Source organism: Virgibacillus kimchii (genome assembly GCF_055379185.1).
In genome coordinates this window covers 3303786-3330327 of record NZ_AP043951.1, presented here as the reverse complement: position 1 = coordinate 3330327, position 26542 = coordinate 3303786, and the positions used below count along the sequence as shown (strand labels likewise).

At 43.6% G+C, this 26542-nt stretch carries 32 protein-coding genes and 1 other annotated feature; all 32 genes read right to left on the bottom strand.

Annotated elements, in window-relative coordinates; all coding sequences use genetic code 11:
* Positions 1 to 27: 27 nt before the first annotated feature.
* Positions 28 to 1320 (bottom strand): preprotein translocase subunit SecY, encoded by a 1293-nt coding sequence (gene secY, locus ACZ42C_RS16020; RefSeq protein ID WP_461181483.1) that lies wholly within the window; start codon positions 1318 to 1320, stop codon positions 28 to 30.
* Positions 1321 to 1323: 3 nt separating this feature from the next.
* Complete coding sequence (rplO, locus tag ACZ42C_RS16015; RefSeq protein WP_461181484.1) at positions 1324 to 1764, bottom strand: 50S ribosomal protein L15; 441 nt, start codon at positions 1762 to 1764, stop codon at positions 1324 to 1326.
* 30 nt (positions 1765 to 1794) lie between these two features.
* Positions 1795 to 1977 carry a 50S ribosomal protein L30 gene (gene rpmD / locus ACZ42C_RS16010; protein WP_461181485.1) on the bottom strand — a complete coding sequence of 61 codons (183 nt, stop codon included), beginning with the start codon at positions 1975 to 1977 and terminating at the stop codon, positions 1795 to 1797.
* 13 nt (positions 1978 to 1990) lie between these two features.
* The gene (gene rpsE, locus ACZ42C_RS16005) at positions 1991 to 2494 is read right to left on the bottom strand and encodes a 30S ribosomal protein S5 (RefSeq protein ID WP_461181486.1); all 504 of its coding nucleotides are present in this window, start codon (positions 2492 to 2494) and stop codon (positions 1991 to 1993) included.
* Positions 2495 to 2517: 23 nt separating this feature from the next.
* On the bottom strand, positions 2518 to 2880 hold the full coding sequence (rplR, locus tag ACZ42C_RS16000) for a 50S ribosomal protein L18 (RefSeq protein ID WP_461181487.1): 363 nt from the start codon (positions 2878 to 2880) through the stop codon (positions 2518 to 2520).
* A 30-nt stretch (positions 2881 to 2910) separates the two neighbouring features.
* Complete coding sequence (gene rplF / locus ACZ42C_RS15995) at positions 2911 to 3447, bottom strand: 50S ribosomal protein L6 (RefSeq protein WP_461181488.1); 537 nt, start codon at positions 3445 to 3447, stop codon at positions 2911 to 2913.
* Positions 3448 to 3476: 29 nt separating this feature from the next.
* On the bottom strand, positions 3477 to 3875 hold the full coding sequence (rpsH, locus tag ACZ42C_RS15990; protein ID WP_461181489.1) for a 30S ribosomal protein S8: 399 nt from the start codon (positions 3873 to 3875) through the stop codon (positions 3477 to 3479).
* A 29-nt stretch (positions 3876 to 3904) separates the two neighbouring features.
* Positions 3905 to 4090 carry a type Z 30S ribosomal protein S14 gene (locus ACZ42C_RS15985; protein WP_461181490.1) on the bottom strand — a complete coding sequence of 62 codons (186 nt, stop codon included), beginning with the start codon at positions 4088 to 4090 and terminating at the stop codon, positions 3905 to 3907.
* A gap of 31 nt (positions 4091 to 4121) precedes the next feature.
* The gene (gene rplE, locus ACZ42C_RS15980; protein ID WP_461181491.1) at positions 4122 to 4661 is read right to left on the bottom strand and encodes a 50S ribosomal protein L5; all 540 of its coding nucleotides are present in this window, start codon (positions 4659 to 4661) and stop codon (positions 4122 to 4124) included.
* A 30-nt stretch (positions 4662 to 4691) separates the two neighbouring features.
* Positions 4692 to 5003, bottom strand: a complete 312-nt coding sequence (rplX, locus tag ACZ42C_RS15975; RefSeq protein ID WP_461181492.1) for a 50S ribosomal protein L24 — start codon at positions 5001 to 5003, stop codon at positions 4692 to 4694.
* Positions 5004 to 5166: 163 nt separating this feature from the next.
* The gene (gene rplN, locus ACZ42C_RS15970; RefSeq protein ID WP_461181493.1) at positions 5167 to 5535 is read right to left on the bottom strand and encodes a 50S ribosomal protein L14; all 369 of its coding nucleotides are present in this window, start codon (positions 5533 to 5535) and stop codon (positions 5167 to 5169) included.
* A 44-nt stretch (positions 5536 to 5579) separates the two neighbouring features.
* Positions 5580 to 5843, bottom strand: coding sequence for a 30S ribosomal protein S17 (gene rpsQ, locus ACZ42C_RS15965; protein ID WP_461181494.1), 264 nt, complete (start codon positions 5841 to 5843; stop codon positions 5580 to 5582).
* Positions 5844 to 5871: 28 nt separating this feature from the next.
* Entirely contained in the window at positions 5872 to 6072 is a 201-nt protein-coding gene (rpmC, locus tag ACZ42C_RS15960) for a 50S ribosomal protein L29 (RefSeq protein WP_461181495.1), read from the bottom strand.
* Entirely contained in the window at positions 6062 to 6496 is a 435-nt protein-coding gene (rplP, locus tag ACZ42C_RS15955; RefSeq protein WP_461181496.1) for a 50S ribosomal protein L16, read from the bottom strand. Before rplP ends, rpmC begins: the two co-directional genes overlap by 11 nt.
* A gap of 17 nt (positions 6497 to 6513) precedes the next feature.
* A complete protein-coding gene (rpsC, locus tag ACZ42C_RS15950) occupies positions 6514 to 7155 on the bottom strand; it encodes a 30S ribosomal protein S3 (protein ID WP_461181497.1) in 642 nt (213 codons plus the stop codon).
* Between the two features lie 3 nt (positions 7156 to 7158).
* Positions 7159 to 7500 (bottom strand): 50S ribosomal protein L22, encoded by a 342-nt coding sequence (rplV, locus tag ACZ42C_RS15945; RefSeq protein ID WP_461181498.1) that lies wholly within the window; start codon positions 7498 to 7500, stop codon positions 7159 to 7161.
* Positions 7501 to 7518: 18 nt separating this feature from the next.
* Positions 7519 to 7797 (bottom strand): 30S ribosomal protein S19, encoded by a 279-nt coding sequence (rpsS, locus tag ACZ42C_RS15940; RefSeq protein ID WP_461181499.1) that lies wholly within the window; start codon positions 7795 to 7797, stop codon positions 7519 to 7521.
* 53 nt (positions 7798 to 7850) lie between these two features.
* Positions 7851 to 8681, bottom strand: a complete 831-nt coding sequence (gene rplB, locus ACZ42C_RS15935) for a 50S ribosomal protein L2 (protein ID WP_461181500.1) — start codon at positions 8679 to 8681, stop codon at positions 7851 to 7853.
* Positions 8682 to 8713: 32 nt separating this feature from the next.
* Entirely contained in the window at positions 8714 to 9001 is a 288-nt protein-coding gene (gene rplW / locus ACZ42C_RS15930) for a 50S ribosomal protein L23 (RefSeq protein WP_461181501.1), read from the bottom strand.
* Positions 9001 to 9624, bottom strand: coding sequence for a 50S ribosomal protein L4 (rplD, locus tag ACZ42C_RS15925; protein WP_461181502.1), 624 nt, complete (start codon positions 9622 to 9624; stop codon positions 9001 to 9003). Before rplD ends, rplW begins: the two co-directional genes overlap by 1 nt.
* 26 nt (positions 9625 to 9650) lie before the next feature.
* A complete protein-coding gene (rplC, locus tag ACZ42C_RS15920) occupies positions 9651 to 10280 on the bottom strand; it encodes a 50S ribosomal protein L3 (RefSeq protein ID WP_461181503.1) in 630 nt (209 codons plus the stop codon).
* A 29-nt stretch (positions 10281 to 10309) separates the two neighbouring features.
* Positions 10310 to 10618: a 30S ribosomal protein S10 gene (rpsJ, locus tag ACZ42C_RS15915; RefSeq protein WP_461181504.1), complete on the bottom strand. Its 309-nt coding sequence runs from the start codon at positions 10616 to 10618 to the stop codon at positions 10310 to 10312.
* Between the two features lie 512 nt (positions 10619 to 11130).
* On the bottom strand, positions 11131 to 12321 hold the full coding sequence (gene tuf / locus ACZ42C_RS15910; protein ID WP_461181505.1) for an elongation factor Tu: 1191 nt from the start codon (positions 12319 to 12321) through the stop codon (positions 11131 to 11133).
* Between the two features lie 121 nt (positions 12322 to 12442).
* On the bottom strand, positions 12443 to 14530 hold the full coding sequence (fusA, locus tag ACZ42C_RS15905) for an elongation factor G (RefSeq protein WP_461181506.1): 2088 nt from the start codon (positions 14528 to 14530) through the stop codon (positions 12443 to 12445).
* A 130-nt stretch (positions 14531 to 14660) separates the two neighbouring features.
* Positions 14661 to 15131 carry a 30S ribosomal protein S7 gene (rpsG, locus tag ACZ42C_RS15900; protein ID WP_461181507.1) on the bottom strand — a complete coding sequence of 157 codons (471 nt, stop codon included), beginning with the start codon at positions 15129 to 15131 and terminating at the stop codon, positions 14661 to 14663.
* A 167-nt stretch (positions 15132 to 15298) separates the two neighbouring features.
* Complete coding sequence (rpsL, locus tag ACZ42C_RS15895) at positions 15299 to 15715, bottom strand: 30S ribosomal protein S12 (RefSeq protein WP_461181508.1); 417 nt, start codon at positions 15713 to 15715, stop codon at positions 15299 to 15301.
* 270 nt (positions 15716 to 15985) lie between these two features.
* Complete coding sequence (locus ACZ42C_RS15890) at positions 15986 to 16240, bottom strand: 50S ribosomal protein L7ae-like protein (RefSeq protein ID WP_461181509.1); 255 nt, start codon at positions 16238 to 16240, stop codon at positions 15986 to 15988.
* Positions 16241 to 16449: 209 nt separating this feature from the next.
* Entirely contained in the window at positions 16450 to 20055 is a 3606-nt protein-coding gene (rpoC, locus tag ACZ42C_RS15885; RefSeq protein ID WP_461181510.1) for a DNA-directed RNA polymerase subunit beta', read from the bottom strand.
* A gap of 283 nt (positions 20056 to 20338) precedes the next feature.
* The gene (rpoB, locus tag ACZ42C_RS15880) at positions 20339 to 23875 is read right to left on the bottom strand and encodes a DNA-directed RNA polymerase subunit beta (protein WP_461181511.1); all 3537 of its coding nucleotides are present in this window, start codon (positions 23873 to 23875) and stop codon (positions 20339 to 20341) included.
* Between the two features lie 498 nt (positions 23876 to 24373).
* The gene (locus ACZ42C_RS15875; RefSeq protein WP_461181512.1) at positions 24374 to 24976 is read right to left on the bottom strand and encodes a class I SAM-dependent methyltransferase; all 603 of its coding nucleotides are present in this window, start codon (positions 24974 to 24976) and stop codon (positions 24374 to 24376) included.
* A gap of 417 nt (positions 24977 to 25393) precedes the next feature.
* The gene (rplL, locus tag ACZ42C_RS15870; RefSeq protein WP_461181513.1) at positions 25394 to 25759 is read right to left on the bottom strand and encodes a 50S ribosomal protein L7/L12; all 366 of its coding nucleotides are present in this window, start codon (positions 25757 to 25759) and stop codon (positions 25394 to 25396) included.
* Positions 25760 to 25849: 90 nt separating this feature from the next.
* The gene (rplJ, locus tag ACZ42C_RS15865; protein WP_461181514.1) at positions 25850 to 26350 is read right to left on the bottom strand and encodes a 50S ribosomal protein L10; all 501 of its coding nucleotides are present in this window, start codon (positions 26348 to 26350) and stop codon (positions 25850 to 25852) included.
* A gap of 31 nt (positions 26351 to 26381) precedes the next feature.
* Positions 26382 to 26533, bottom strand: a sequence feature (ribosomal protein L10 leader region).
* Positions 26534 to 26542: the final 9 nt, after the last annotated feature.

Below are 26542 nucleotides of genomic sequence, written 5' to 3'. Positions count from 1 at the left end.
TCCCCTCGTTTCTCTTGGCAGCAAATCTTACCGGATAAATCCTTTGTAGTGGCGTTTTACCAACTGGCTTTCCAGTTGTTTCATCGTTTGCAGTGCAACACCAACTACGATGAGTAAACTTGTGCCGCCGATTTGTACTGCTTGAGGCAGATTGGCAATGCCACCCAATACGATTGGTAGTACAGAAACAGCAGCCAAAAAGAGTGCACCGACAAATGTCAGTCGATTAATGACGCGGGTAAGATAAGTTTCTGTATTATGACCAGGGCGAATCCCTGGAATATATCCGCCTTGCTTTTGCAGATTTTCAGCCATATTTTCAGGGTTTACTTGCACGAACGTATAGAAGTAAGTGAATGCAATGATTAACGCAACATACAAGACCATACCGATTGGCTCAGTATAATCAAATATCATTGAAATTGTCTGTGCAACAGGACTTCCTTCAAAGAAACCTGCAACCGTACTTGGTGCAATCATAAAAGCAATCGCAAAGATAACCGGAATTACCCCTGCAGCATTAACTTTTAACGGTAAATGTGTGGATTGTCCGCCTACTGGAGAACGGTTTACAAGTTTTTTCGCATATTGAATTGGTATTTTACGAAGTGCCTGCTGAATAAATACCACACCTACAATAACAGCCACAACAACCAGGGCAATCAAGGCCACAATAATTATATTGATGAACAGGTCATCCCCCGGATTGACAAAGTACTGGCTGTATAATTGCTGAATTCCATTTGGCACAGCTGCAACAATCCCGGCAAATATAATGATGGAGATTCCGTTACCCACACCATTCGCCGTTATCTGTTCCCCAAGCCACATAAGAAATGCAGTACCGCTCGTCAGCACAATCGCAATAATCAGGAATGTTAAGGCGTTTGGGTTTTGTATCAGCATTCCCCCCGCCATCACATTAAATCCGATGGACATGGCAATAGCTTGAATAAACGCAAGCACTATCGTTCCGTAACGTGTTACTTGTGCAAGCTTTTTACGCCCCATATCCCCTTGCTTTTTCCATTCGGCAAACTTTGGTACTACATCCATCTGCAACAGTTGCATAATAATGGAAGCGGTAATGTACGGCATAATACCCATGGCAAAAATGGAGAAATTTTGCAGGGCGCCTCCGCCGAAGATATTCAGAAAACCGAATACGTTCTGCTGACTCATGAAATCTATTGCTTCCCTGTCTGTATACGGAACAGGGATAAACGTTCCGAGCCGGAAAACAACAAGCATGAGCAGTGTGAATATTATTTTTCGTCTGATGTCACCAACGCGCATAAAATTGGAGATTGTCCGAAACATTAATTAAATCACCTCTGTATTCCCGCCCGCTTCCTCAATTGCTTCAACGGCTGAAGCTGAGAATTTGTGAGCTTTTACTTTTAATTTTTTCTCGATAGAACCACCGCCGAGTACTTTTATACCGGCTTTCAGATTACTAACGACACCTTCTTCAAGTAATAGCTCAGGTGTAACTTCCGTGCCGTCTTCAAAACGATTTAAAGCATCCAGGTTTACAATCGCAAACTCTTTCCGGTGGATATTGGTGAATCCGCGTTTTGGCAAGCGCTGGAATAATGGTAATTGACCACCTTCGAATCCTGGACGTACACCGCCGCCTGAACGTGCTTTTTGTCCTTTATGTCCCCGGCCGGAAGTTTTTCCGTTTCCGGATGACATACCGCGGCCTACGCGATTCCGTTTTTTGCGACTACCTTCCGATGCCTTTAATTCATGAAGTTTCATATGTGCACCTCCTCTTTACGCTCTAGACTTTTAAACTTCTTTAACCGCAAGCAGATGGGATACTCTATTGATCATTCCGCGTACACTTGGTGTATCTTCCCGAACAACGGATTGACGGATTTTTTTGAGCCCCAATGCTTCCACAGTTTTACGCTGAACCTCATTTGTACCAATGACACTACGTGTGAGGGTGATTTCCAACTTTTTAGACATAGCTTTTCCCTCCTTATCCTAACAGTTCTTCTACAGACTTTCCACGCAGTTTTGCTACGTCTTCTGCACGTTTTAAGTTTGTTAGTCCGCTCAATGTTGCACGAATGACGTTAATTGGCGTATTGGAACCCAATGATTTTGTCAGTACGTCACCAACACCGCCAAGTTCCATAATGGCACGAACCGGTCCGCCGGAGATTACTCCCGTACCTTCTGCAGCAGGCTTCATCAGCACATTGCCTGAACCGTATACACCATGAATTTCATGAGGTATTGTTGTACCAACAATCGGAATAGTTATCAGGTTTTTCTTTGCATCATCTACTGCTTTTTTAATAGCTTCCGGCACTTCCTTTGATTTCCCTGTACCAAAGCCTACATGACCATTTTTATCCCCTACTACAACCAGTGCGGCAAAACGGAAATTCCGTCCGCCTTTTACCACTTTTGCAACACGGTTAACCGTAACAACACGTTCTTCAAGATCTAATTTGTTCGGATCAATGTTTGTGTTCATGTAATGGTTCCCTCCTTTATCCTTTAAAATTCAAGACCTGCATCTCTTGCAGCGTCTGCCAAGGCTTTTACACGTCCATGATAAAGATAACCCCCACGGTCAAATACTACTGATTTATATCCTTTATCCTGGGCACGTTTGGCAATTGCTTCTCCTACTTGTTTTGCTGCTTCCACGTTTCCTGTTGATGCTGCTTCAAGATCTTTATCCTGAGTAGAAGCACTAACGATGGTAGTTCCATTTTGATCATCAATCAACTGTACGTACATGTGTTTATTTGAACGATACACATTTAAACGGGGACGTTCCTGTGTACCGGTAATGTGTCTGCGCACGCGTGCGTGTCTTCTTTTGCGCGTAACATTTTTGTCCGGCTTTTTGATCATCAAGCTCACTCCTTTCTGGCTTAACTAACCTTACTTCGCAGTTTTACCTTCTTTTTGTCGCACATATTCGCCTGCGTAGCGGATACCTTTACCTTTGTATGGTTCCGGTGGTCTGATGGCACGAATGTTTGAGGCAACTGCTCCTACAAGCTCTTTATCGATACCCTTTACGATTAGCTGTGTATTTTTTGGGACATCAACTTCAATGCCATCTATGGGGTCAAGCTCTACCGGATGAGAGTAGCCGGCATTAATGACTACTTTATTTCCTTGCTTTTGGGCTCTATATCCCACCCCGATAATTTCAAGTGATTTCTCAAAACCTTTGCTCACGCCTTCTACCATATTGCTGATCAGACTGCGTGTTGTTCCGTGCAAGCCCCGGTGTTCTTTGTTATCACTCGGACGCTCGACGGTAATTACGTTATCTTCTATATTAACTTTCATTTCGCTGCTTATTGTTCTGGATAATTCCCCTTTAGGGCCTTTGACCGAAACAGTGTTATTATCCAACTTCACTTCTACACCCTCAGGGATGTTAATAGGCTTCAGTCCTATACGTGACATTACTGCACCTCCTCATTAAGAAATCCTATTTACCAAACATACGCCAGCACTTCGCCGCCAACAGCCTGTGAGCGTGCTTCCTTATCAGAAAGAACTCCTCTGGATGTGGATACGATCGCTATTCCCAAGCCGTTGAGAACGCGTGGCACTTCATTTGCTTTTGCATAGACACGAAGTCCCGGCTTGCTGATACGCTTAATTCCGGTTATTACACGGTCATCGTTTGTACCGTATTTAAGAAAAATACGCAGGATACCCTGTTTGTTATCCTCAACGAATTCATAATCGGAAACATAGCCTTCGCGCTTTAAAATATCAGCTATTTCTTTTTTCATTTTAGAAGCTGGAAGCTCCAGTTTTTCATGTTTTACCATATTGGCGTTACGAATACGAGTCAGCATATCTGCAATTGGATCTGTCATAACCATTAATCATTACCTCCTTCCCAAATCGGGGATTACCAGCTTGCTTTTCTGACACCGGGAATTTGACCTTTGTAGGCAAGTTCACGGAAACAAATTCGGCAAAGTTTAAATTTACGAATTACGGAATGTGGACGTCCACAGCGTTCACAGCGTGTATATTCACGCACTTTATATTTTTGCGGGCGTTTTTGCTTTGCAATCATTGATTTTTTAGCCACAATTTTCCCTCCTTACAGTAGCTGTAAAAGCTTATTTTTGGAAAGGCATGCCGAGCTGTGACAAGAGTTCACGAGCCTCTTCATCCGTGTCGGAAGTTGTTACAATCACAATATCCATACCGCGGACTTTATTTACTTTATCGTAGTTTATTTCCGGGAAAATCAATTGTTCTTTTACGCCTAGTGTATAATTACCGCGTCCATCAAAAGCTTTTTTCGAAATACCGCGAAAATCACGTACACGCGGCAATGAAACAGCGATCAGTTTTTGCAGAAATTCATACATTCTCTCGCCGCGAAGGGTTACTTTTGCTCCGATCGGCATTCCTTCACGAAGACGAAAGCCTGCAATGGATTTCTTAGCACGGGTTACCACAGGTTTTTGACCGGAAATTAATGATAGCTCTTCAATCGCATTGTCCAATGCTTTAGCATTTTGTACAGCATCACCAACACCCATGTTGATTACGATTTTTTCAATCGATGGTACTTGCATTACAGATTTATATTCAAATTTATTCATTAAGGATGGTAGTACTTCATCCTGATATCTTTGTTTCAATTCATTCATCTCGAGCGCCCTCCTTTCGTGACTGACAAATTATTTATCTAATGCTTCACCGGATTTCTTAGCGATGCGCACTTTCTTTCCATCTTTCTCTTCATAGCCAATCCGGGTCGGTTCTCCTGTTTTTGGATCAATCGGCATTACGTTGGAAACATGTATGGAAGCTTCCAGTTCCAAAATACCGCCTTGCGGGTTTTCCTGGGAAGGCTTCGCGTGTTTTTTAACCATGTTGATTCCTTCTACAAGTACTCGATCCTTTTTCGGAAATGCTTCCAGGATGGTTCCTTCTTTTCCACGGTCTTTTCCGGATATGACCTTTACTTTATCACCTTTTTTAACGTGCATGCTTGACGCACCTCCTTGCTGTGGTCTTTTCCGTTTATCAACGTTATTCAAAAGCAGTTGATCAGGATACTTCGAATGAGGCTGCACAACTCTGGTTACCAGAAACGTTGGCTGTTGTCCATATTATTCGATGCATCCCGGAAACACAGTTTTGAATACCAAATTATAATACTTCCGGAGCCAGAGATACGATTTTCATGAATTTGGCATCACGTAATTCACGTGCGACCGGCCCAAAAATACGTGTGCCTCTTGGACTCTTATCATCACGGACAATTACTGCCGCGTTTTCATCAAAACGAATGTAAGAACCGTCTTTGCGGCGTGCACCTGATTTCGAACGTACAATAACCGCTTTTACCACTTCGCCTTTTTTGACAACGCCTCCTGGTGTTGCGTGTTTCACAGTACAAACTACTACATCACCGATATTGGCTGTCTTACGGCCGGAACCGCCCAATACTTTTATCGCTTGAACTTCACGGGCTCCTGAGTTATCTGCCACCTTTAATCTTGTTTCCTGCTGAATCATTCGCTTGAGACCTCCCTTCGGTTACCTGCATTACCGAATCATTCTTATATAATTACCGCTTCTTCGACAACCTCGACTAAACGGAAGCGTTTTGTAGCTGATAATGGTCGAGTTTCCATAATCCGCACAATATCGCCTGTTTTCGCCTGATTATTTTCGTCATGCGTTTTGAATTTCTTGGAATACTTAACACGTTTCCCATATAACGGATGAAATTTATAAGTTTCAACCATTACGGAAATCGTCTTATCCATTTTATCCGATACAACACGTCCTGTGTATACCTTACGATTATTACGGTCAGTCATATTGAGGCAATCCTCCTCTTCTTATATTCTAGTTACTTACTCCGAGTTCCCGTTCACGTACAACGGTTTTCATACGAGCAATGGATTTTCTCACTTCACGGATACGAGCCGTGTTTTCCAATTGTCCTGTTGCAAGCTGGAAACGCAAGTTAAATAACTCTTCTTTTAATGATTTTATTTTTTGTTCAATTTCGGTAGTGGTAAGTTCTTTAATTTCATTAGCCTTCATTGCTTTCACCACCAATTTCTTCGCGTTTTACAAATTTCGATTTGATCGGCAGTTTGTGAGCTGCAAGACGCAACGCTTCACGCGCAACTTCTTCTGGTACTCCAGCGATTTCAAACATTATTTTTCCAGGTTTAACTACAGCTACCCAGCCTTCCGGAGCACCTTTACCGGAACCCATTCGAACCTCGAGGGGCTTTGCAGTATATGGTTTATCCGGGAAAATCTTAATCCATACTTTTCCGCCACGTTTCATGTAACGTGTCATTGCAATACGGGCAGCTTCAATTTGTCGGCTTGTAATCCATGATGGTTCCAGCGCCTGCAAACCATACTCACCAAAAGATACCGTTGTGCCGCCTTTTGCACGGCCATTCATTTTACCACGATGTTGTCTGCGATATTTCACACGTTTAGGCATTAACATAGAAAGTGCCCCCTTCCTTATTTATCTGATTTTGTTGGAAGAACTTCCCCACGATAAATCCACACTTTTACACCCAGTTTACCATAGGTAGTATCCGCTTCTGCTGTACCATAGTCGATATCAGCTCTTAGTGTGTGCAGTGGTACTGTTCCTTCACTGTAACTCTCCGCCCGGGCAATATCCGCTCCGCCCAATCGGCCGGACACCTGTGTTCTTACACCTTTAGCTCCAGCACGCATGGATCGCTGAATGGATTGTTTTTGCGCACGGCGGAATGAAATACGGTTTTCCAGTTGACGAGCAATATTTTCAGCTACTAAGTTAGCGTCCAAGTCAACCTTTTTAATTTCCACAATATTTATATGAACCCGCTTGCCTGTTAAGCTGTTCAAAGATTTACGAAGTGCTTCTACTTCAGAACCGCCTTTACCGATGACCATTCCGGGTTTGCCGGTGTGGATCGTAATGTTCACCCGGTTGGCAGCACGTTCAATATCTATTGATGAAACGGCAGCAGTGCTTAACCGATTTTCAAGATATTCTCTAATTTTAATATCCTCGTGTAGTAAGTCTGAATATTCTTTGTCTGCATACCATTTGGACTCCCAATCTTTAATGACGCCTATGCGAAGACCTGTAGGATTTACTTTTTGACCCACTAACTATCCCTCCTTCTTTTCTGTTAAAACCACTGTAATGTGGCTTGTGCGTTTATTGATTTTACTTGCACGTCCTTGAGCACGTGGACGGAAACGTTTCAATGTGACACCTTCATTTACATATGCTTCGGATATAACAAGGTTATCTGTGTCCATTTCATAATTATGTTCTGCATTGGCGATTGCAGAGTTTAATACTTTTTCTACAACCGGAGAAGCACCGCGTTCTTTGTGACGTAAAATCGCAACTGCTTCACCTACATCTTTTCCTCGAATTAAATCAACGACTAAACGTACTTTACGAGGAGCAATACGAACCGATTTTGCCGTGGCTTTCGCTTGCATGCTTAGTGCCTCCTCTCTTTAGCGTTTTGTTTTCTTATCATCGCCGGCATGCCCTTTAAACGTACGGGATGGCGCGAATTCACCCAATTTATGTCCAACCATATCTTCCGTAACGTAAACAGGAACATGCTTGCGCCCGTCATATACAGCGATGGTGTGTCCGACAAATGATGGGAAAATTGTAGAACGGCGTGACCAGGTTTTAATAACTTGTTTTTTGTCTGATTCGTTTAACGTATCAACTTTTTTAAGCAGATGATCATCTGCAAAAGGTCCCTTCTTTAAACTGCGACCCATGAAAAAGCCTCCTTTCAGAGTTAACAGACGGGTCTCCCCCGTCTATATTTCATTTATTTTTTACGTGGACGAACAATATATTTATCTGATGGTTTGTTGCGCTTCCGTGTTTTATATCCAAGTGTCTTTTTACCCCAAGGTGACATTGGTGATTTAAGACCGATAGGTGCACGTCCTTCACCACCACCATGCGGGTGATCGTTCGGGTTCATCACGGAACCGCGGACTGTCGGACGAATACCTTTCCAGCGGGAACGTCCTGCTTTCCCTACGCGGATCAGTTCATTCTCAATGTTTCCAACCTGGCCGATGGTTGCACGGCATGTGGTCAAAATGAGACGGACTTCACCGGATGCAAGGCGTACCAGGGTGTATTTTCCTTCACGTCCAAGAATTTGGGCTTCAGCGCCTGCAGAACGAGCCAACTGACCGCCGCGTCCTGGTTTCAGTTCAATGTTATGCACAATGGTACCAATCGGAATGTTTCCAAGTGGAAGTGCATTTCCCAGTTTAATATCTGCATTTTCTCCTGACTCCACTTTTTGGTCTACTTGCAGACCTTTTGGTGCCAGAATATATCTTTTTTCTCCGTCAGCGTAGTGAATCAATGCGATGTTTGCTGTACGGTTTGGATCATACTCAATTGTAGCAACGCGTCCTGGTACCCCATCTTTATCGCGCTTAAAGTCGATGATGCGGTATTGGCGTTTGTGACCACCGCCCTGATGACGCACAGTCAACTTACCCTGACTGTTTCGGCCTCCACGTTTATGCAACGGGCTTAACAAGGACTTTTCAGGTGTATCTGTTGTAATCTCAGCAAAATCGGAAGCAGTCATGTTACGTCTTCCGTTTGATGTTGGTTTAAACTTTTTAATCGCCATCTTCGTTTCCCTCCTTCACTAATTCGGTTTTCTTATCCTTCAAAGAAGTCGATTTCTTTACTGTCTTCGGAAAGCTGCACGATTGCTTTTTTGCGGTCCGGACGATAGCCTCCGTAACGTCCCATCCGCTTGAACTTTCCTTTCATATTCAAGGTGTTTACTTTATCCACTGTAACGCCGAACACTAATTCAACGGCATTTTTTATTTCTGTTTTATTTGCTTTCTTATCCACTTCAAACGTATATTTTTTCTCTGCCAATAAATCAGAGGAATGCTCTGTAATGACAGGGCGCTTAATAATATCTCGAAGATCTTTCATTATGCAAGCACCTCCCCTGCTTTTTCAGCTGCATCTTTTGTAATGATCAGCTTGTCATGCGAAAGCAAGTCCAGAACACTGATTTCATCGACAGTTAATACATTTGCTTTTTGCAGATTGTTTACTGAACGAATAACTGTATCTTCTTTGTCAGCTGTTACAATCAATGCCTTTTCGTTTACATTCAGTGCTTCAAGCATTTTTACTATTTCTTTTGTTTTTGGTTCTTCCATAGCTATAGCATCCAGTACGACAAGGTTTCCTTCTTTTACTTTGGAAGACAATGCAGATACTAATGCCAGACGGCGAACCTTTTTCGGCATTTTGTAGCCATAGTTTCTTGGTGTTGGACCAAACGCCGTTCCTCCGCCTACCCAGATTGGTGAACGGATGGATCCATGACGTGCACGTCCTGTCCCTTTTTGGCGCCATGGCTTGCGTCCGCCGCCACGTACTTCCGAGCGGTTTTTCACAGCATGGGTGCCCTGTCTTAGTGATGCACGCTGCATCACGACAGCTTCGTGTAATACATGTGTGTTTGGCTCAATTCCAAAGACGGCTTCGTTTAATTCCACGTCTCCGGCCTGAGAACCATCCTGTTTAAATAGTGCTACTGTAGGCATGACAAATCCTCCCTTCATCTGTATAATTATTTAGCCTTTACCGCACTCGTTACTTTGACGAATGATTTTTTTGCTCCAGGTACATTTCCTTTTACCAGTAGAAGATTGCGTTCTGTATCAACACTTACAATTTCAAGGTTCTGGATTGTTACTTGGTTTCCACCCATTTGTCCGGGAAGCGGTCTTCCTTTGAAAACGCGCATTGGATCAACAGCACCCAGTGAACCTGGTCCTCTGTGATAGTGGGAACCGTGTGTCATTGGTCCGCGGGCCTGGTTATGCCGTTTAATGGAACCCTGGAATCCTTTCCCTTTCGTCGTTCCGGTTACATCAATCTTATCTCCGGCTTCAAACACATCAACGCCTATTTCCTGACCTACTTCATACTCATCAAGATTGGCGTCACGGATTTCACGAACGTAGCGCTTAGGTGTGGTGTTTGCTTTTTCAGCATGACCTTTTTCCGCTTTGTTTGAACGTGATTCCTTAACATCGTAAAACCCTAGTTGAATTGCTTCATATCCATCATTTTCTTTTGTTCTTTTCTGCAAGACTACATTTGGCTCAGCTTGAATAACAGTGACCGGTACAAGTTCGCCGGTTTCTGAGAACAACTGAGTCATGCCGATTTTACGTCCTAAGATTCCTTTCGTCATCCGTTTGCACCTCCTATATTTCTTTCAGTTTATAATTTGATTTCAATATCTACACCAGATGGCAAGTCAAGACGCATCAGTGAATCGACTGTCTGTGGTGTAGGGTTCACAATATCGATCAGACGTTTATGTGTACGCATTTCGAATTGTTCACGAGCATCCTTATATTTGTGCACCGCACGCAAAATAGTGTACACCGATTTTTCTGTAGGCAACGGAATCGGTCCGGACACATTTGATCCTGCCCGCTTAGCCGTGTCTACGATTTTCTCGGCGGATTGATCCAAAATGCGGTGATCATACGCCTTTAAACGGATTCTGATTTTTTCTTTTGCCATTATTTTCCCTCCTTTTCGCCCATATTATAAATAGACTTCTCCGCGGAAATTTCTTGACAGCCAGCCATGGCAAAGGGGCCGGGTGTGCCAACAACCTTCCGCATCATCGCCTCTTGTGACCAACATTCATATTATATAGAAGAAATGCGGTCAATGCAACCTTTTTTAAATAAATCCTTTGATTGCACATCTACATATTATACGTACTTTTTTCGGTGATTGCAAGGGGATAAAGGACTTTTTTTGTAATGGGATTAATTTTTTTAGAGTCCATTTGGCAAATGACTCTATAGTTTCACCAATTACAGTATCCATGCGGGTTTATTAAACGTATAAAATTTCTGTTTCCAGGAGTAAGTTACATTATATAAATATCTATTAACCTGGGTTGGTAAAATAAAAGCTTTTCCAAAAGGACTTGATATATGGTAAACACACCGCTGCAACTTTAAAGATTATCAAACAAAAAAAAACAGGCAATGCTTAGTGAGCATTGCCTGTTTTACCTATTGTTACTCTTTAATTTTTGTTACTACGCCTGATCCTACAGTACGTCCGCCTTCACGGATGGAAAAACGTGTACCGTCTTCAATAGCGATCGGGGAGATCAATTCAACATCCATTTCAATGTTGTCTCCAGGCATTACCATTTCTGTACCTTCAGGCAACTGAATAACTCCAGTTACGTCTGTTGTACGAAAATAGAACTGCGGGCGATAGTTTTCAAAGAATGGAGTGTGACGTCCACCTTCTTCTTTGGACAATACATAAACTTCTGCACTAAACTTTGTGTGTGGAGTAATGGAACCAGGCTTTGCAAGCACCTGTCCGCGGTTAATATCTTCACGTGCTACACCACGCAATAGTGCACCAATGTTGTCTCCTGCTTCTGCATAGTCAAGAAGCTTACGGAACATCTCAACACCGGTAACAGTTGTTTTGGTGGATTCTTCAGCAAGGCCGATGATTTCCACTTCGTCCCCAACTTTAACTTCTCCACGCTCAACACGACCAGTCGCAACAGTACCACGGCCAGTGATGGAGAATACGTCCTCAACAGGCATCATGAATGGCTTGTCTTTGTCACGGTCCGGAGTTGGAATATACTCATCAACTGCGTTCATTAGTTCAACAATTTTTTCTTCGTATTCAGGGTCTCCTTCAATTGCTTTCAATGCAGAACCTTTAACTACTGGTACATCATCACCTGGGAAGTCATACTCAGTTAACAGGTCGCGAACTTCCATTTCTACTAGTTCAAGCAATTCTTCGTCGTCCACCATGTCAGTTTTGTTTAGGAATACGACGAAAGCAGGTACGCCAACGTTACGGGATAATAGAATGTGCTCACGAGTCTGTGGCATTGGGCCGTCTGCAGCGGAAACAACCAGGATAGCTCCATCCATTTGAGCAGCACCTGTGATCATGTTTTTAACATAGTCAGCGTGTCCCGGGCAGTCAACGTGTGCATAGTGACGCGTTTCTGTTTCATACTCCACGTGGGATGTTGCAATTGTAATTCCACGTTCTTTTTCTTCTGGTGCGTTGTCAATTTGGTCATATGCCATTTGATCCCCTGCACCGGATTTCTTTGCCATTACAATTGTAATTGCAGCAGTCAGCGTAGTTTTACCATGGTCAACGTGTCCTAATGTCCCTACGTTAACGTGACTTTTCGAGCGATCGAATTTTTCTTTAGCCATTTATAGTTCCTCCTTTAAATAAATAAAAGTTGTTATTATTTATATTTCAACAAGAAACAACAGTTAGCGTTATTTCTCGGCCTTCACTAAAAGTTATACTTCAGATTGAGTAAAAAATCAATTATTCACCTGAATTTTTCTTAATAATTTCTTCGGAAATGCTTTTCGGCACTTCTTCATAGTGATCGAAATACATGGTGAATACGCCGCGGCCTTGTGTGTTTGAACGTAATGCTGTAGCATAACCGAACATTTCCGCAAGTGGTACAAACCCTTTAACTACTTGAGCTGGCCCTCTTGCTTCCATACCTTCCACACGGCCTCTGCGGGATGTGACATCCCCCATAATATCTCCCATATATTCTTCCGGAATCACTATTTCCACTCTCATCATCGGCTCGAGAAGCACTGGGTTACATTTATTCTTTGCTTCTTTCAGAGACATGGATGCAGCGATTTTAAATGCCATCTCATTGGAGTCTACATCATGGTAGCTTCCATCAAATAGTGATGCTTTCACATCAATCAGCGGGTAACCGGCTAACACTCCATTTTCCATTGCTTCTTTAATTCCTTGTTCAACGGAAGGAATATATTCACGCGGTACGACACCACCGACGATTTTATTTTCAAATTCAAAACCTGCGCCTTCTTCGTTCGGCTCAAATTTCACCCAAACATGACCGTATTGGCCGCGTCCACCGGATTGACGGATAAATTTGCCTTCCACTTCCGCGGATTGACGGAATGTCTCACGGTAGGCTACTTGTGGTGCTCCTACATTTGCCTCCACTTTAAATTCGCGTTTCAAGCGGTCAACAATTACATCCAGGTGTAATTCACCCATACCGGAAATGATTGTTTGGCCAGTTTCCACGTTTGTTTCGGTTTTGAACGTCGGATCCTCTTCAGCCAGTTTGCCAAGTGCGATGGCCATTTTATCCTGGTCAGCTTTTGTCTTCGGTTCAATAGCAACACTGATGACGGGTTCAGGGAAGTCCATGGACTCAAGAATCACTTCGTCTTTTTCGTCACAAAGAGTATCCCCGGTGGAAGTATCCTTTAAGCCGACTGCAGCTGCAATTTCACCGGAATATACCGTGGAGATTTCCTCACGGGAGTTAGCGTGCATCTGTAAAATACGACCTACACGTTCACGTTTATCCTTCACTGAATTTTTTACATAGGAACCTGAATCCAGTTTTCCTGAATAGACGCGGAAGAAAGTCAGCTTTCCAACGTAAGGGTCTGTCATTACTTTAAATGCCAACGCAGAGAATGGACCATTATCGTCTGCGGGACGGGTAACTTTTTCATCTTCATCTTCTTTTCCAGGAAGAATACCTTCGATTGCCGCAACATCTGTTGGAGCTGGAAGATAGTCGATAACCCCGTCGATTACAAGCTGAACACCTTTGTTTTTAAATGCAGATCCGCAAAATACCGGATAGAATTCTACATCCAAAGTTGCCTTACGGATAGCAGTTTTCAATTCCTCGTTGGAGATTTCCTCCCCTTCAAGAAACTTCATCATTAAATCTTCATCAATTTCTGATACTGCTTCAACAAGGCCTGCACGCAATTCTTCCGCCTTTTCTTTATACTCGGCCGGAATCTCGCGTGATTCTGCTTTTGTTCCCAGGTCATCCAAATAGAAATGAGCTTCCATGTTGACCAGATCAATAATGCCTTCAAAATTATCCTCAGCACCAATTGGCATTTGTACCGGATGTGCGTTTGCACCAAGGCGCTCTTTTAACGTTCCTGTAGAATACAGAAAGTCAGCACCTACTTTATCCATTTTGTTAATAAACACAATACGCGGCACACCATACGTTGTAGCCTGGCGCCATACTGTTTCTGTCTGTGGTTCAACACCTGATTGTGCATCCAAAACGGTTACCGCACCATCAAGGACCCTTAGTGAACGTTCTACCTCTACAGTAAAGTCCACGTGTCCCGGTGTATCAATAATATTAATACGGTGATCTTTCCACTGAGCTGTTGTAGCAGCAGAAGTAATGGTTATTCCACGCTCCTGCTCCTGCTCCATCCAGTCCATCTGAGAAGCACCTTCATGAGTTTCACCGATTTTATGAATACGTCCTGTGTAGAAAAGAATACGCTCTGTAGTAGTGGTTTTTCCTGCATCAATATGTGCCATAATACCAATATTACGCGTCTTTTCTAAGGAGAACTCTCTTGCCATGTATTCTTCTCCTTTCTCTTAAAAAGCTTTTATTCCAGGTTTAGAAATCGTTAAACTATTTAACTGCATCCCTTTCAAGCTCGAGCTTGCGGCATAATGACTTTGCAATAACAAAGTCACCGGCAGGGTCTTACCAGCGGTAGTGAGCAAATGCTTTGTTCGCTTCCGCCATCTTATGCAATTCTTCACGTTTCTTCACGGCTGCTCCTGTATTGTTGGATGCATCCAGAATTTCATTTGCCAGACGTTCTTCCATTGTTTTTTCACCGCGCAGACGCGAATAATTTACGATATAACGCAAACCTAGTGCCTGACGTCGTTCCGGACGAACCTCCATTGGAACCTGATAGTTGGATCCACCAACACGGCGGGCACGCACTTCAAGAACGGGCATAACATTTTTCATCGCCTGTTCAAAAACTTCCATGGCGTTTTGACCGCTTCTTTCTGAAACAAGTTCAAAAGCATTATAGAGAATTTTTTGTGCTTTTCCGCGTTTTCCATCAATCATGATTTGGTTGATCAAACGGGTTACTAATTTTGAGTTATATAACGGATCCGGCAAGACATCGCGTTTAGGTACTGGTCCTTTACGTGGCATATGTCCCCCCTCCTTTCTTCCTTGGTGTATTTGAGAAAGCCGGGGCACTTCCCCGCTTCTCCCGCTACCGGTATGTTGAAGTTCAGTTAATCTTCCCTTTCATTTCCGGCAGTTTATTTTGTTACATTCTCTGTCTAATAGCTTTCAGTGCTAAGACTATTCACTATTTACTTCTTCTTCGGTTTCTTCGTACCATATTTGGAACGTCCTTGTGCACGTCCTTCAACTCCTGCAGTATCAAGCGCACCACGGACAATGTGATAACGAACCCCAGGCAAGTCTTTTACCCGGCCACCGCGAAGCAATACTACGCTGTGCTCCTGCAAATTGTGTCCAATTCCAGGGATATATGCTGTTACTTCCATGTTGTTTGACAAACGAACACGGGCATATTTACGAAGCGCAGAGTTCGGCTTCTTCGGTGTCAGTGTGCCTACACGTGTACAAACACCACGCTTTTGCGGAGAATTTTGGTTTGTCAGCTGCTTTTTGAAGCTGTTATAACCTTTATTCAGCGCAGGTGAGTCAGATGTCTTAGGCTTATTCACACGGCCTTTTCTTACAAGCTGGTTAATTGTTGGCATGTTGTTGTCCTCCTTTCTTCCCCTATCTCAGGTGATTTGTAAAGTAAGCTGATTTACAATGCGTAAATGGCTTCCTGTGACAGCTTCCTCTAATCCCACACACCCAGGTGGTTCATTCTTTGCCAGAAAAACCCGCATTCACATACGTTGTAGTAAATGCGTTTACTTTTCCTATACTTAGGCTGCAAAATTTTAGCTGCATTAAATCAGCTGAAATTTCATCCTTTCCTGACGTGTAAAAACAAAGCTTCAACAGATTTCCCATTAAAACTACTGTTCTCTTATAGCTACTGTCGATGCTCCAACTTCAATACCACATGCAATCCCCAATTTTTTCATCGAATCCACATGCTGACATGGAATGTCAAGCTCCTGTGCTAAATCGACTACTTTTTGTGTGATGGATTGATCTGCATCATCAGCAATAACCACTTCACTTATTTCCCCATTTTTCATGGCTTTTAGTGTTTGTTTGGTACCGATGATTATACGTGATTTCACTTGAGCCACTTTTTCATAAGACATTTCGCATCCTCCAAAGTGATTAGAAAACTTGGTGTTTGCCGCGCATATGGACAAACGCCTCTGCAATTTATACAGACAGGAAAGTTTTATGCTTTTCCATCTGTCAAGTATTATTCGGAAGCACCTTGAATATTCTATCACCATGGGTGGTTGATGTCAATAATATTTATAAATTTGGTGCTCCCGAATTTTTAATTACAATGCGTTCATTATTGAACCGTTTCTGTTTCTTCCACCACTTCTTCTTCCGGTTCATCAGTGGCACCTTTTATTCTGCGGTACCGCTGCATACCGGTTCCGGCTGGAACGAGTTTACCTATAATCACGTTCTCTTTCAGTCCAAGCAGTTCATCCCGTTTTCCTTTAATGGCTGCATCTGTCAGGACACGCGTGGTCTCCTGGAAGGATGCTGCCGATAAGAAGGAATCCGTCTCAAGAGATGCTTTTGTAATTCCAAGCAGAACCGGTTTTCCGGTAGCCGGCTGGCCGGCTTTCTGCAGTACGTCATGGTTGGCATCCCTGAATTGATGAAGATCCAGGAGTGAACCAGGAAGCACATCAGTATCACCTGAGTCAACAACACGAATTTTGCGAAGCATCTGGCGAACCATTACTTCTACGTGTTTATCGCCAATTTCAACCCCTTGCATCCTATATACCCGCTGTACTTCACGCAGAAGATAATTTTGTACACCTTCTACGCCCTGCACACGCAAGAGTTCTTTCGGATCAATAGAGCCCTCTGTAAGTTCCTGGCCGGCAATGACTTCATCCCCAACGCTTACTTTCATGCGGGCGTTAAACGGAACCGTATAGCTGCGCTGTTCCACTTCGCCTTGCACAATTACTTCCTGACCATCCTTCGTTTCTTTCATTTCTTCTACCGTACCGTGAACTTCGGTAATGACAGACTGACCTTTCGGATTACGTGCCTCAAACAATTCCTGAATTCTCGGAAGACCTTGGGTTATATCGTCTCCGGCGACTCCTCCGGTATGGAAGGTCCGCATAGTCAACTGTGTACCAGGTTCACCAATGGATTGAGCTGCAATAATTCCTACTGCTTCTCCAACCTCTACGTCTGAACCTGTTGCAAGGTTACGGCCGTAACATTTTTGGCAAACACCGTATTTTGTATTACATGTGAATGCACTGCGAATCGTTACATTTTCAATTCCTGCTTCCACAATTTGCTTTGCCGTATCTTCAGTAATTAAATCTTTTTTTTCTACGAGTAATTCATTTGTTTCCGGATGACGTACTTCATGGAAAGCAGTACGCCCTACCAACCGGTCAAACAACGGTTCGATTAACTCGGTTCCATCCATCAATGCAGAGACGGGCAGACCCCGATCCGTGCCGCAATCCGCTTCACGGATAATGACATCCTGAGCAACATCCACCAGACGGCGTGTCAGATAACCTGAGTCGGCAGTTTTCAGTGCAGTATCCGCAAGACCTTTACGGGCACCGTGTGTGGAAATAAAGTACTCGAGTACTGTTAAACCTTCCCTGAAGCTTGATCTGATTGGAAGTTCAATAATTTTTCCGGCAGGGTTTGCCATCAGACCACGCATACCGGCCAATTGTGTAAAGTTGGAAGCATTACCTCTTGCGCCGGAATCACTCATCATAAATATTGGGTTCCGCTCACTTAACGACTCCATCAATTTATCCTGAATGGTATCTTTTGCCTGGGACCAGATGGAAATGACCCGGTCGTACCTCTCGTCATCTGTAATAAGACCCCGACGGAACTGTTTCAGTACATTATCCACTTTTCCTTGGGCTTCATCCAGTATTTTTTCTTTTTCCGCCAAAACAACAATATCTGAAATACCGACTGTCATACCTGCTTTTGTAGAATAACTGAAACCAAGATCTTTCATACGGTCAAGCATTTTAGAAGTCTCACTGATTTTAAACCGTTTAAACACTTCTGCGATCACATCGCCAAGGAAACCTTTTTTAAATGGTTTAATCAGTTCGCGGGATTGTATTTCCTCTTTTACATCCGTTCCTTTTTCTACAAAATAAGCATTCGGTGTGTGATCCTCCAGGTTAACCCTGGTCGGTTCATTAATATACGGGAAGGAATCCGGTAATATTTCGTTAAAGATTAATTTCCCGATCGTTGTCAACAGCAATTGACTCTGCTGTTTTTCATTAAATGTTCTGTTGTTCAGGCCGGATGCCTGTATGGCAACACGGGTGTGCAGGTGCACATAGCCGTTTTGGTAAGAAAGCAGTGCCTCACTGACATCCTTGAATACTTTTCCTTCCCCGATGGCATTTTCCCTTTCCATGGTGAGATAATAGTTACCCAACACCATATCCTGGGAAGGTGTTACAACCGGTTTACCATCCTTCGGGTTAAGGATATTCTGTGCTGCAAGCATCAGTATGCGCGCTTCCGCCTGAGCTTCTGCCGATAGAGGAACGTGAACTGCCATCTGGTCCCCATCAAAGTCCGCATTATAAGCTGTACATACAAGCGGGTGAAGACGTATAGCACGGCCTTCCACCAACGTGGGTTCAAACGCCTGAATACCGAGTCTGTGCAAAGTCGGTGCCCGGTTTAACAATACCGGATGTTCTTTAATGACTTCTTCCAGCACATCCCAAACTTCCGGATGGACGCGTTCAATTTTCCGTTTTGCCGATTTAATATTATGGGCAATCCCTTTTTCCACGAGCTCTTTCATAATAAATGGTTTAAACAATTCCAGCGCCATTTCTTTCGGCAGTCCGCACTGATACATTTTCAAGTTCGGTCCGACAACAATAACGGAACGTCCGGAGTAATCCACTCGCTTCCCGAGCAGGTTTTGACGGAAACGTCCCTGTTTCCCTTTCAGCATATGGGATAAAGATTTTAACGGACGATTTCCCGGTCCGGTTACAGGACGGCCGCGACGGCCATTATCGATCAACGCATCCACTGCTTCCTGCAGCATCCGCTTCTCATTTTGGACGATAATACTTGGTGCACCGAGGTCCAGCAAGCGTTTTAGCCGGTTATTTCTGTTAATTACACGGCGATACAAGTCGTTTAAGTCCGAAGTGGCAAAACGACCACCATCGAGTTGAACCATCGGGCGAATTTCCGGCGGAATGACCGGTAATACATCAAGAACCATCCAGGAAGTTTCATTTTTTGAATGCCGAAAAGCTTCCAGTACTTCCAATCGTTTAATTGCTCTTGTACGTCGCTGGCCCTGAGCTGTTTTCAGCTCTTCTTTCAACGTATCCACTTCTTTTTCCAGGTCGATATCATGAAGCAGTTTTCGGATTGCTTCTGCTCCCATTTGTGCTTTAAATGACTTGCCGTACTTGTCATAATAAGTCCTATATTCTTTTTCGGAGAGAAGCTGCTTCTTCTCCAGTGGAGTGTCTCCGGGTTCTGTTACGATATATGCGGCAAAATAGATTACTTCCTCCAATGCACGCGGTGACATATCAAGCACAAGACCCATTCTGCTTGGTATTCCTTTAAAATACCAGATATGGGATACAGGCGCGGCCAGTTCAATGTGACCCATTCGTTCCCTGCGGACTTTTGCCTTTGTTACTTCCACTCCACAGCGGTCACACACAACACCTTTATAGCGAACCCGTTTATATTTTCCGCAATGACATTCCCAGTCTTTTTGCGGGCCAAAGATACGTTCACAAAACAGTCCGTCTTTCTCCGGTTTTAATGTACGGTAATTAATTGTTTCCGGCTTTTTCACCTCACCGTAAGACCATGAACGAATTTTTTCCGGTGACGCCAAACCAATTTTCATATACTCAAAATTATTTACATCCAGCAAGGGTCTACCTCCCTTTTTGTGTCCGTTTTATAGCAAACTTGGCTTATCGCCAGCCCTTGGTGCGCAAGCCTGAGTTTCACTTATACAGGTGGAAAGGCTAATTCTTTCCTGCCTGCCGAAAAACGTTTGTGATCTGCTATCCGACACTCGTCGGATAGCAGAATCATCATTGCTTCAACAGGATGGACTTCACATCTTATCCCGATCAACATCTCTATTTATCCTGAAGGAATGTAATGGTTCCAGCTGCTTCCTCCAGTCTTTGCACCACTTCTCCAGCTGTTTAAGAACCTTCTACTTCTAAGTTAAGTCTGCTGGTTTGCTGTGTTTCTTCTTCCTCCAATTCGCGCATGTCAATTTCCTCTTCTTCGCCGGAGAGCATCTTGACATCCATACCAAGGCTTTGAAGTTCTTTGATTAGTACTTTGAAGGATTCCGGAACACCTGCTTCAGGAACATTGTCGCCCTTCACGATGGATTCATAGGTTTTCACACGGCCTACGACATCATCTGATTTCACGGTTAAAATTTCCTGCAGTGTATACGCCGCACCATAAGCTTCCAGCGCCCATACTTCCATTTCCCCGAAACGCTGACCGCCAAATTGGGCTTTACCACCGAGTGGCTGCTGTGTAACAAGGGAATACGGACCGGTGGAACGCGCATGCAGTTTGTCATCCACCATGTGCGCAAGTTTAATCATGTACATGACTCCGACAGATACCCGGTTGTCAAATGGTTCCCCTGTACGTCCATCATACAGCACCGTTTTTGCATCTCGGGGCATGCCCGCTTCCTCCAGGGTCTCCCATACATCCTCTTCCGTTGCACCATCAAATACCGGTGATGCTACATGAATACCGAGCTGTTTCGCAGCCATTCCAAGGTGCAGTTCAAACACCTGTCCAATATTCATTCGCGATGGTACACCGAGTGGGTTAAGCATGACATCAATCGGGGTTCCATCAGGTAAAAATGGCATATCTTCTTCAGGCAGTATTTTGGAAATAACCCCTTTATTTCCGTGACGGCCTGCCATTTTATCCCCTTCATTAATTTTACGTTTCTGGACAATATATACACGTACCAGTTGATTTACACCAGGAGGCAGTTCGTCCCCGTCTTCCCGGTTGAAAATTTTCACCTCAAGTACAATTCCGCCGGCACCGTGAGGCACCCTGAGGGATGTATCACGCACTTCACGTGCTTTCTCACCGAAAATAGCGTGCAGAAGCCGTTCCTCTGCAGAAAGCTCAGTTACTCCTTTAGGTGTAACTTTTCCTACGAGAATATCCCCGTCTGTCACCTCGGCACCAACCCGGATGATCCCGTGCTCGTTCAGATTCTTGAGGGCATCTTCACCGACATTCGGAATATCTCTTGTGATTTCCTCAGGCCCCAGTTTGGTATCACGGGCTTCAGATTCATACTCTTCAATATGAATGGACGTATACACGTCATCCTTAACAAGTCTTTCACTCATTATAATAGCATCTTCATAGTTGTAACCTTCCCAGGTCATGAACCCTACGAGGACGTTACGTCCCAATGCCAATTCTCCATCTTCCATGGAAGGACCGTCTGCAAGGATTTCACCTTTGGTTACACGGTCGCCTTCCTTAACAATTGGACGTTGGTTATAGCAAGTTCCCTGGTTGGAACGGATGAATTTTTCCAATCTGTAAACATCCATATCGCCCTGCACTTCTTTTCCATCAACCTCGGAGATGCGGCGAATATGAATCTCTTTTGCTTCCACTCTTTCAACGATTCCTTCATTCCTGCAAATAATTGCAGCCCCGGAATCTTTTCCGTTAACATATTCCATCCCCGTACCGACAATTGGTGCTTCCGGGTTCATCAAAGGAACTGCCTGGCGTTGCATATTCGCACCCATCAGCGCACGGTTGGAGTCGTCATTTTCCAAGAACGGAATACAGGCGGTTGCAGCAGATACCACCTGTTTTGGTGATACGTCCATATAATCAATTTCATCTCTGGAGACAACCACGTTCTCTTCACGAAAACGGGCAACGACTTCTTCATTTTGAAAACTGCCGTCTTCATTCAAAATGGAGTTGGCCTGCGCTACAACATAATTATCCTGCTCATCTGCAGTCAAATAATCTATTTGGGCAGTAACCTTCCCTGTTTCCGGATCTACCCGGCGGTAAGGCGTTTCAATGAACCCGAATTTATTCACTTTTGCATAGCTTGACAGTGAATTAATTAGTCCGATGTTCGGCCCTTCCGGTGTTTCAATCGGGCACATTCGTCCGTAGTGGGAATAATGCACGTCACGCACTTCAAAACCTGCACGTTCACGGGTCAGCCCGCCCGGCCCCAATGCTGACAAACGCCGTTTATGCGTAAGCTCTGCCAGTGGGTTGGTCTGGTCCATAAATTGAGAAAGCTGTGAGCTGCCGAAGAATTCTTTAATGGACGCAATTACCGGCCGTATATTAATCAACTGCTGCGGTGTTATGCTGGATGTATCCTGAATGGACATACGTTCACGAACGACACGTTCCATACGGGATAACCCGATACGAAATTGATTTTGCATCAATTCCCCAACCGAACGAAGCCGGCGATTCCCCAGATGGTCAATATCATCCGTGTCTCCAACCTGGTGAAGCAGGTTAAAGAAATAGCTGATGGAAGCCAAAATATCAGCAGGTGTGATGTTTTTAATCCCTCTGTCCACCGCTCCGTTACCGATGACGGTTAACTCCCTTTCACCTTCCGGGTCAGTCGGGTCAATGATTTTGACGGACTGAAGCGGGATTTCCTCATCCATAACCCCTTCTTGTGGTTCCAATACTTTTTCTCCAAGCTTTTCTTCTTCACTTTCAATAAATGGCATCAGCTGATCCAACAGCTTGCGATCTATTTTATCGCCTCTTTGTGCCAGTACTTCTCCTGTTTCCGGATCTACTACCGTTTCTGCCAACACCTGGTTAAACAGACGGTTTTTTATATGCAGTTTTTTATTCATTTTATAGCGGCCCACGTGAGCCAGGTCATATCTTTTCGGGTCAAAAAAGCGTGAAACCAATAAGCTTCTCGCATTTTCAACTGTCGGTGGTTCCCCGGGACGCAAACGTTCATAAATTTCCAGAAGTGCTTTTTCCGTTGATTCTGTATTATCTTTTTCAAGTGTGTTCCGCAAATATTCATTTTCGCCTAAGAGGTCCACAATTTCCTGGTCATCACTAAACCCAAGCGCTCTGAGCAACACTGTTATTGGAAGTTTACGGGTCCGATCAATTCGGACATAAACAATATCCTTGGCATCTGTTTCGAATTCCAGCCATGCTCCCCGGTTTGGGATCACCGTTGCAGTAAATCCTCTTTTCCCGTTTTTATCAATTTTTTCATTATAATAAACACTTGGAGAGCGTACCAGCTGTGAAACAATAACACGCTCAGCTCCATTAATAATGAAGGTACCGGTGTCGGTCATGAGTGGAAAATCACCCATAAATACTTCCTGTTCCTTTACTTCGCCGGTCTCATTATTGATTAATCGGACCTTTACTCGAAGTGGAGCATTATATGTGACATCCCTTTCCTTCGACTCTTCCACGGGATATTTTGGCTCACCCAAACTATAATCGACAAATTCCAGTGATAGATTGCCCGTAAAGTCCTCTATCGGGGAAATATCCTGAAACATTTCGCGCAATCCTTCTTCCAGAAACCAATCATAGGAAGCGGTTTGAATTTCGATTAAATTCGGCAGCTCCAACACTTCACTAATGCGCGCATAACTCCTGCGCTGTCGGTGCCGTCCATATTGAACAAGTTGACCTGTCAACTGCTTCACCCCTTAAATGATACTTATTATGGTAGATGAACTACTATATTAGAAAACCTGGCTTGTCGCCAACCTTTAATAACGAAAGCCCTGGTTCGAAAATTTCTCTCATGTCCCGAACCTGCAATCCATGTATCTATACAGGTAAAAAAGCCTCCAGCTTTCCCACCTGAAAAAACAAGAAAACGAAACCAAAGATAATGCTTCAGTTTGTTTTTCGAACTCAAGTCATAGACATGCATATTGCCGGAAACACACTGTATTGCATTAACCCGCAATATGAGAAGATGAAGGCTGTGAGTCCGGTTTGTCAGATACCTTTTTTTCGAGGCCAAATACGTTAATACCCCAAAAACAGCGATAGGTATCCAGCTTAGCCAATTTTACCATTGTTCCCAAATACCGACGATCTATACATTACATTTTTATGAAGATATCTCTTGACAAGGATATCCCCATGTTAGCATTTATCTATCTTACCATAGTGCGCAGTACAAATCAATCATTAACAGCTTTCAAAATATAATATCCGTTTTTACGTGCTACAGTTTGCACTTCATGAAATAAATCCTGCAGCTTTTTCTTAGCAGAAGGGGCACCTTGCTTTTTCTGGATAACAATCCATAATTCTCCGCCTGTCACCAGGGCTTTTTGAGACTCTTCAAACATCTTGTGCACTACTTTTTTCCCTGCGCGAATCGGTGGATTGGAGACGATACCCGCAAAATTTCTTCCCTGAAGGTGTTGCAGGCTGTCACTTTTCACAAACTCCACATTTTTTACCTTATTTGCATGTGCATTTTTTTCCGCAAGCTCCAATGCCCTTTCATTCACATCTGCCATTACAACATTCCTGTCCGGACAGGAGTCGGCCAGGGTAATTCCTATTGGGCCGTAACCACAGCCAAGATCCAATAAGTCGCCGGCAGCATCCGGTGGGTGAAATTTGTCAATAAGAAGATGTGATCCGGGGTCGACTTCATTTCTTGAAAATACGCCCGCATCACTCGTGAATGTATATTTTTTTCCCTTTAATGAAAAATCCCATGTCTTTGGTGAACTTTTTGATTGAGGTTGTTGAGAAAAGTAATGCTCTGTCATTTGGCACCTACTTTTTATAAAAACCCGCATTCGCTTGCCTTTCAGGGGAATGCGCTAGTTTTTCTTATACTTAGGACTTAAAAATTTTATATGCCTCGATTCCACCTCTCAGCTAAAATTTTATGCTTTCCTAACGTGCAAGAAAATTCGGCTGCCTTATCTAGTTTCCGGAGGTATGAGGCTTATGGCCGGATTGGGTAAAATTTTTTCGGTGGAAACTTATATTTCAATACCGTAATCAACTGATTCTTATTCCCATTATATGGACCTCCTGCACACTGTAAATGTGAATCAAGAGATTTTCAACAGCTGACATGGCATCTTGTCCCTGTAGATATAATAAGCGGGAGTTTCCTGCCCGTGCTGAATAGATGGAAAAGCCCGCCGTTATTTACGACGAGCTTATATTTGCTAAAACTACTTCACTTCTACTTCTGCACCTGCTTCTTCAAGCTTTGTTTTTAATTCTTCGGCTTCTTCTTTTGCGATGCCTTCTTTAACCGCTTTTGGTGCATTATCAACCAGGTCTTTCGCATCTTTCAATCCAAGACCGGTAACTTCACGTACCGCTTTAACTACTTTAATTTTTGAATCCCCAGCAGCGTTAAGCATTACATCGAATTCAGTCTGTTCTTCAGCAGCTTCTCCGCCGCCACCGCCGCCTGCTACCGCTACCGGTGCTGCAGCTGTTACACCAAACTCTTCTTCGATTGCTTTTACTAAATCATTTAATTCCAACACGGACATTTCTTTAATCGCATCTATAATTTGCTCTTTTTCCATGATTTGTTCCTCCTGTATTTTTAATGTGATAAATTTACCTGACCAAATGGATGGCCCGGATTTGTTATTCCTGAACTGCAACGGATGCGCTTAAGCGCCTTCCTCTTCCTTTTGATCAGCCACTGATTTTGCAGCATAAGCAAAGTTGCGCATCGGTGCTTGAAGCACGCTAAGCAACATGGAAACCATACCTTCGTAATTTGGCAGGTTAGCCAGCTCTTTCAACTGTTCCATCGTGGCTACTTTTCCTTCAATGACGCCACCTTTTATTTCCAGCGCCTCATGATCTTTGGCGAAGTCATTTAAAATTCTTGCCGGTGCCACTACATCTTCATTGCTGAATGCTAAGGCAGTCGGTCCAACCAATGTATCATTTAAGTCGCTTAATTCCGCGGCTTCAGCAGCCCGGCGCGTCATAGTATTTTTGTAGACTTTAAAATCAATTCCTGCTTCGCGCAGTTGTTTTCGCAGTTCGGTTACTTCAGCAACATTAAGACCACGATAGTCAACAACAACGGAAGTTTGGCTTTCACGGAATTTTTCAGTAATCTCATCTACCAGCTTTTTCTTTGCTTCAATATTTGCAGACATTCTTCCACCTCCTGTTTGGCAACTCTTATCATACCGTATAAGAAAAGCTCCCACTGCAGACAGAGGGGGCTTTAGGAAACAATGGTAACCATCATTGGTTTAACCAATCTGTTTATAAAACACCTCGGCAGGATATTAAGCAAATTCAGCCCCTGCTGTCTACGGTACAACGTATTCATATTATAACGTCAC

Excerpts from the sequence above, each read along its gene's own strand:
- secY (WP_461181483.1), bottom strand. The coding sequence starts at position 1,320 with ATGTTTCGGACAATCTCCAATTTTATGCGCGTTGGTGACATCAGACGA.
- rplO (WP_461181484.1), bottom strand. The coding sequence starts at position 1,764 with ATGAAACTTCATGAATTAAAGGCATCGGAAGGTAGTCGCAAAAAACGG.
- rpmD (WP_461181485.1), bottom strand. The coding sequence starts at position 1,977 with ATGTCTAAAAAGTTGGAAATCACCCTCACACGTAGTGTCATTGGTACA.
- rpsE (WP_461181486.1), bottom strand. The coding sequence starts at position 2,494 with ATGAACACAAACATTGATCCGAACAAATTAGATCTTGAAGAACGTGTT.
- rplR (WP_461181487.1), bottom strand. The coding sequence starts at position 2,880 with ATGATCAAAAAGCCGGACAAAAATGTTACGCGCAAAAGAAGACACGCA.
- rplF (WP_461181488.1), bottom strand. The coding sequence starts at position 3,447 with ATGTCACGTATAGGACTGAAGCCTATTAACATCCCTGAGGGTGTAGAA.
- rpsH (WP_461181489.1), bottom strand. The coding sequence starts at position 3,875 with ATGGTTATGACAGATCCAATTGCAGATATGCTGACTCGTATTCGTAAC.
- rplE (WP_461181491.1), bottom strand. The coding sequence starts at position 4,661 with ATGAATGAATTGAAACAAAGATATCAGGATGAAGTACTACCATCCTTA.
- rplX (WP_461181492.1), bottom strand. The coding sequence starts at position 5,003 with ATGCACGTTAAAAAAGGTGATAAAGTAAAGGTCATATCCGGAAAAGAC.
- rplN (WP_461181493.1), bottom strand. The coding sequence starts at position 5,535 with ATGATTCAGCAGGAAACAAGATTAAAGGTGGCAGATAACTCAGGAGCC.
- rpsQ (WP_461181494.1), bottom strand. The coding sequence starts at position 5,843 with ATGACTGACCGTAATAATCGTAAGGTATACACAGGACGTGTTGTATCG.
- rpmC (WP_461181495.1), bottom strand. The coding sequence starts at position 6,072 with ATGAAGGCTAATGAAATTAAAGAACTTACCACTACCGAAATTGAACAA.
- rplP (WP_461181496.1), bottom strand. The coding sequence starts at position 6,496 with ATGTTAATGCCTAAACGTGTGAAATATCGCAGACAACATCGTGGTAAA.
- rplV (WP_461181498.1), bottom strand. The coding sequence starts at position 7,500 with ATGCAAGCGAAAGCCACGGCAAAATCGGTTCGTATTGCTCCTCGTAAA.
- rpsS (WP_461181499.1), bottom strand. The coding sequence starts at position 7,797 with ATGGGTCGCAGTTTAAAGAAGGGACCTTTTGCAGATGATCATCTGCTT.
- rplB (WP_461181500.1), bottom strand. The coding sequence starts at position 8,681 with ATGGCGATTAAAAAGTTTAAACCAACATCAAACGGAAGACGTAACATG.
- rplW (WP_461181501.1), bottom strand. The coding sequence starts at position 9,001 with ATGAAAGATCTTCGAGATATTATTAAGCGCCCTGTCATTACAGAGCAT.
- rplD (WP_461181502.1), bottom strand. The coding sequence starts at position 9,624 with ATGCCTACAGTAGCACTATTTAAACAGGATGGTTCTCAGGCCGGAGAC.
- rplC (WP_461181503.1), bottom strand. The coding sequence starts at position 10,280 with ATGACGAAAGGAATCTTAGGACGTAAAATCGGCATGACTCAGTTGTTC.
- rpsJ (WP_461181504.1), bottom strand. The coding sequence starts at position 10,618 with ATGGCAAAAGAAAAAATCAGAATCCGTTTAAAGGCGTATGATCACCGC.
- tuf (WP_461181505.1), bottom strand. The coding sequence starts at position 12,321 with ATGGCTAAAGAAAAATTCGATCGCTCGAAAAGTCACGTTAACGTAGGG.
- fusA (WP_461181506.1), bottom strand. The coding sequence starts at position 14,530 with ATGGCAAGAGAGTTCTCCTTAGAAAAGACGCGTAATATTGGTATTATG.
- rpsG (WP_461181507.1), bottom strand. The coding sequence starts at position 15,131 with ATGCCACGTAAAGGACCAGTACCTAAACGCGATGTCTTGCCGGATCCG.
- rpsL (WP_461181508.1), bottom strand. The coding sequence starts at position 15,715 with ATGCCAACAATTAACCAGCTTGTAAGAAAAGGCCGTGTGAATAAGCCT.
- ACZ42C_RS15890 (WP_461181509.1), bottom strand. The coding sequence starts at position 16,240 with ATGTCTTATGAAAAAGTGGCTCAAGTGAAATCACGTATAATCATCGGT.
- ACZ42C_RS15875 (WP_461181512.1), bottom strand. The coding sequence starts at position 24,976 with ATGACAGAGCATTACTTTTCTCAACAACCTCAATCAAAAAGTTCACCA.
- rplL (WP_461181513.1), bottom strand. The coding sequence starts at position 25,759 with ATGGAAAAAGAGCAAATTATAGATGCGATTAAAGAAATGTCCGTGTTG.
- rplJ (WP_461181514.1), bottom strand. The coding sequence starts at position 26,350 with ATGTCTGCAAATATTGAAGCAAAGAAAAAGCTGGTAGATGAGATTACT.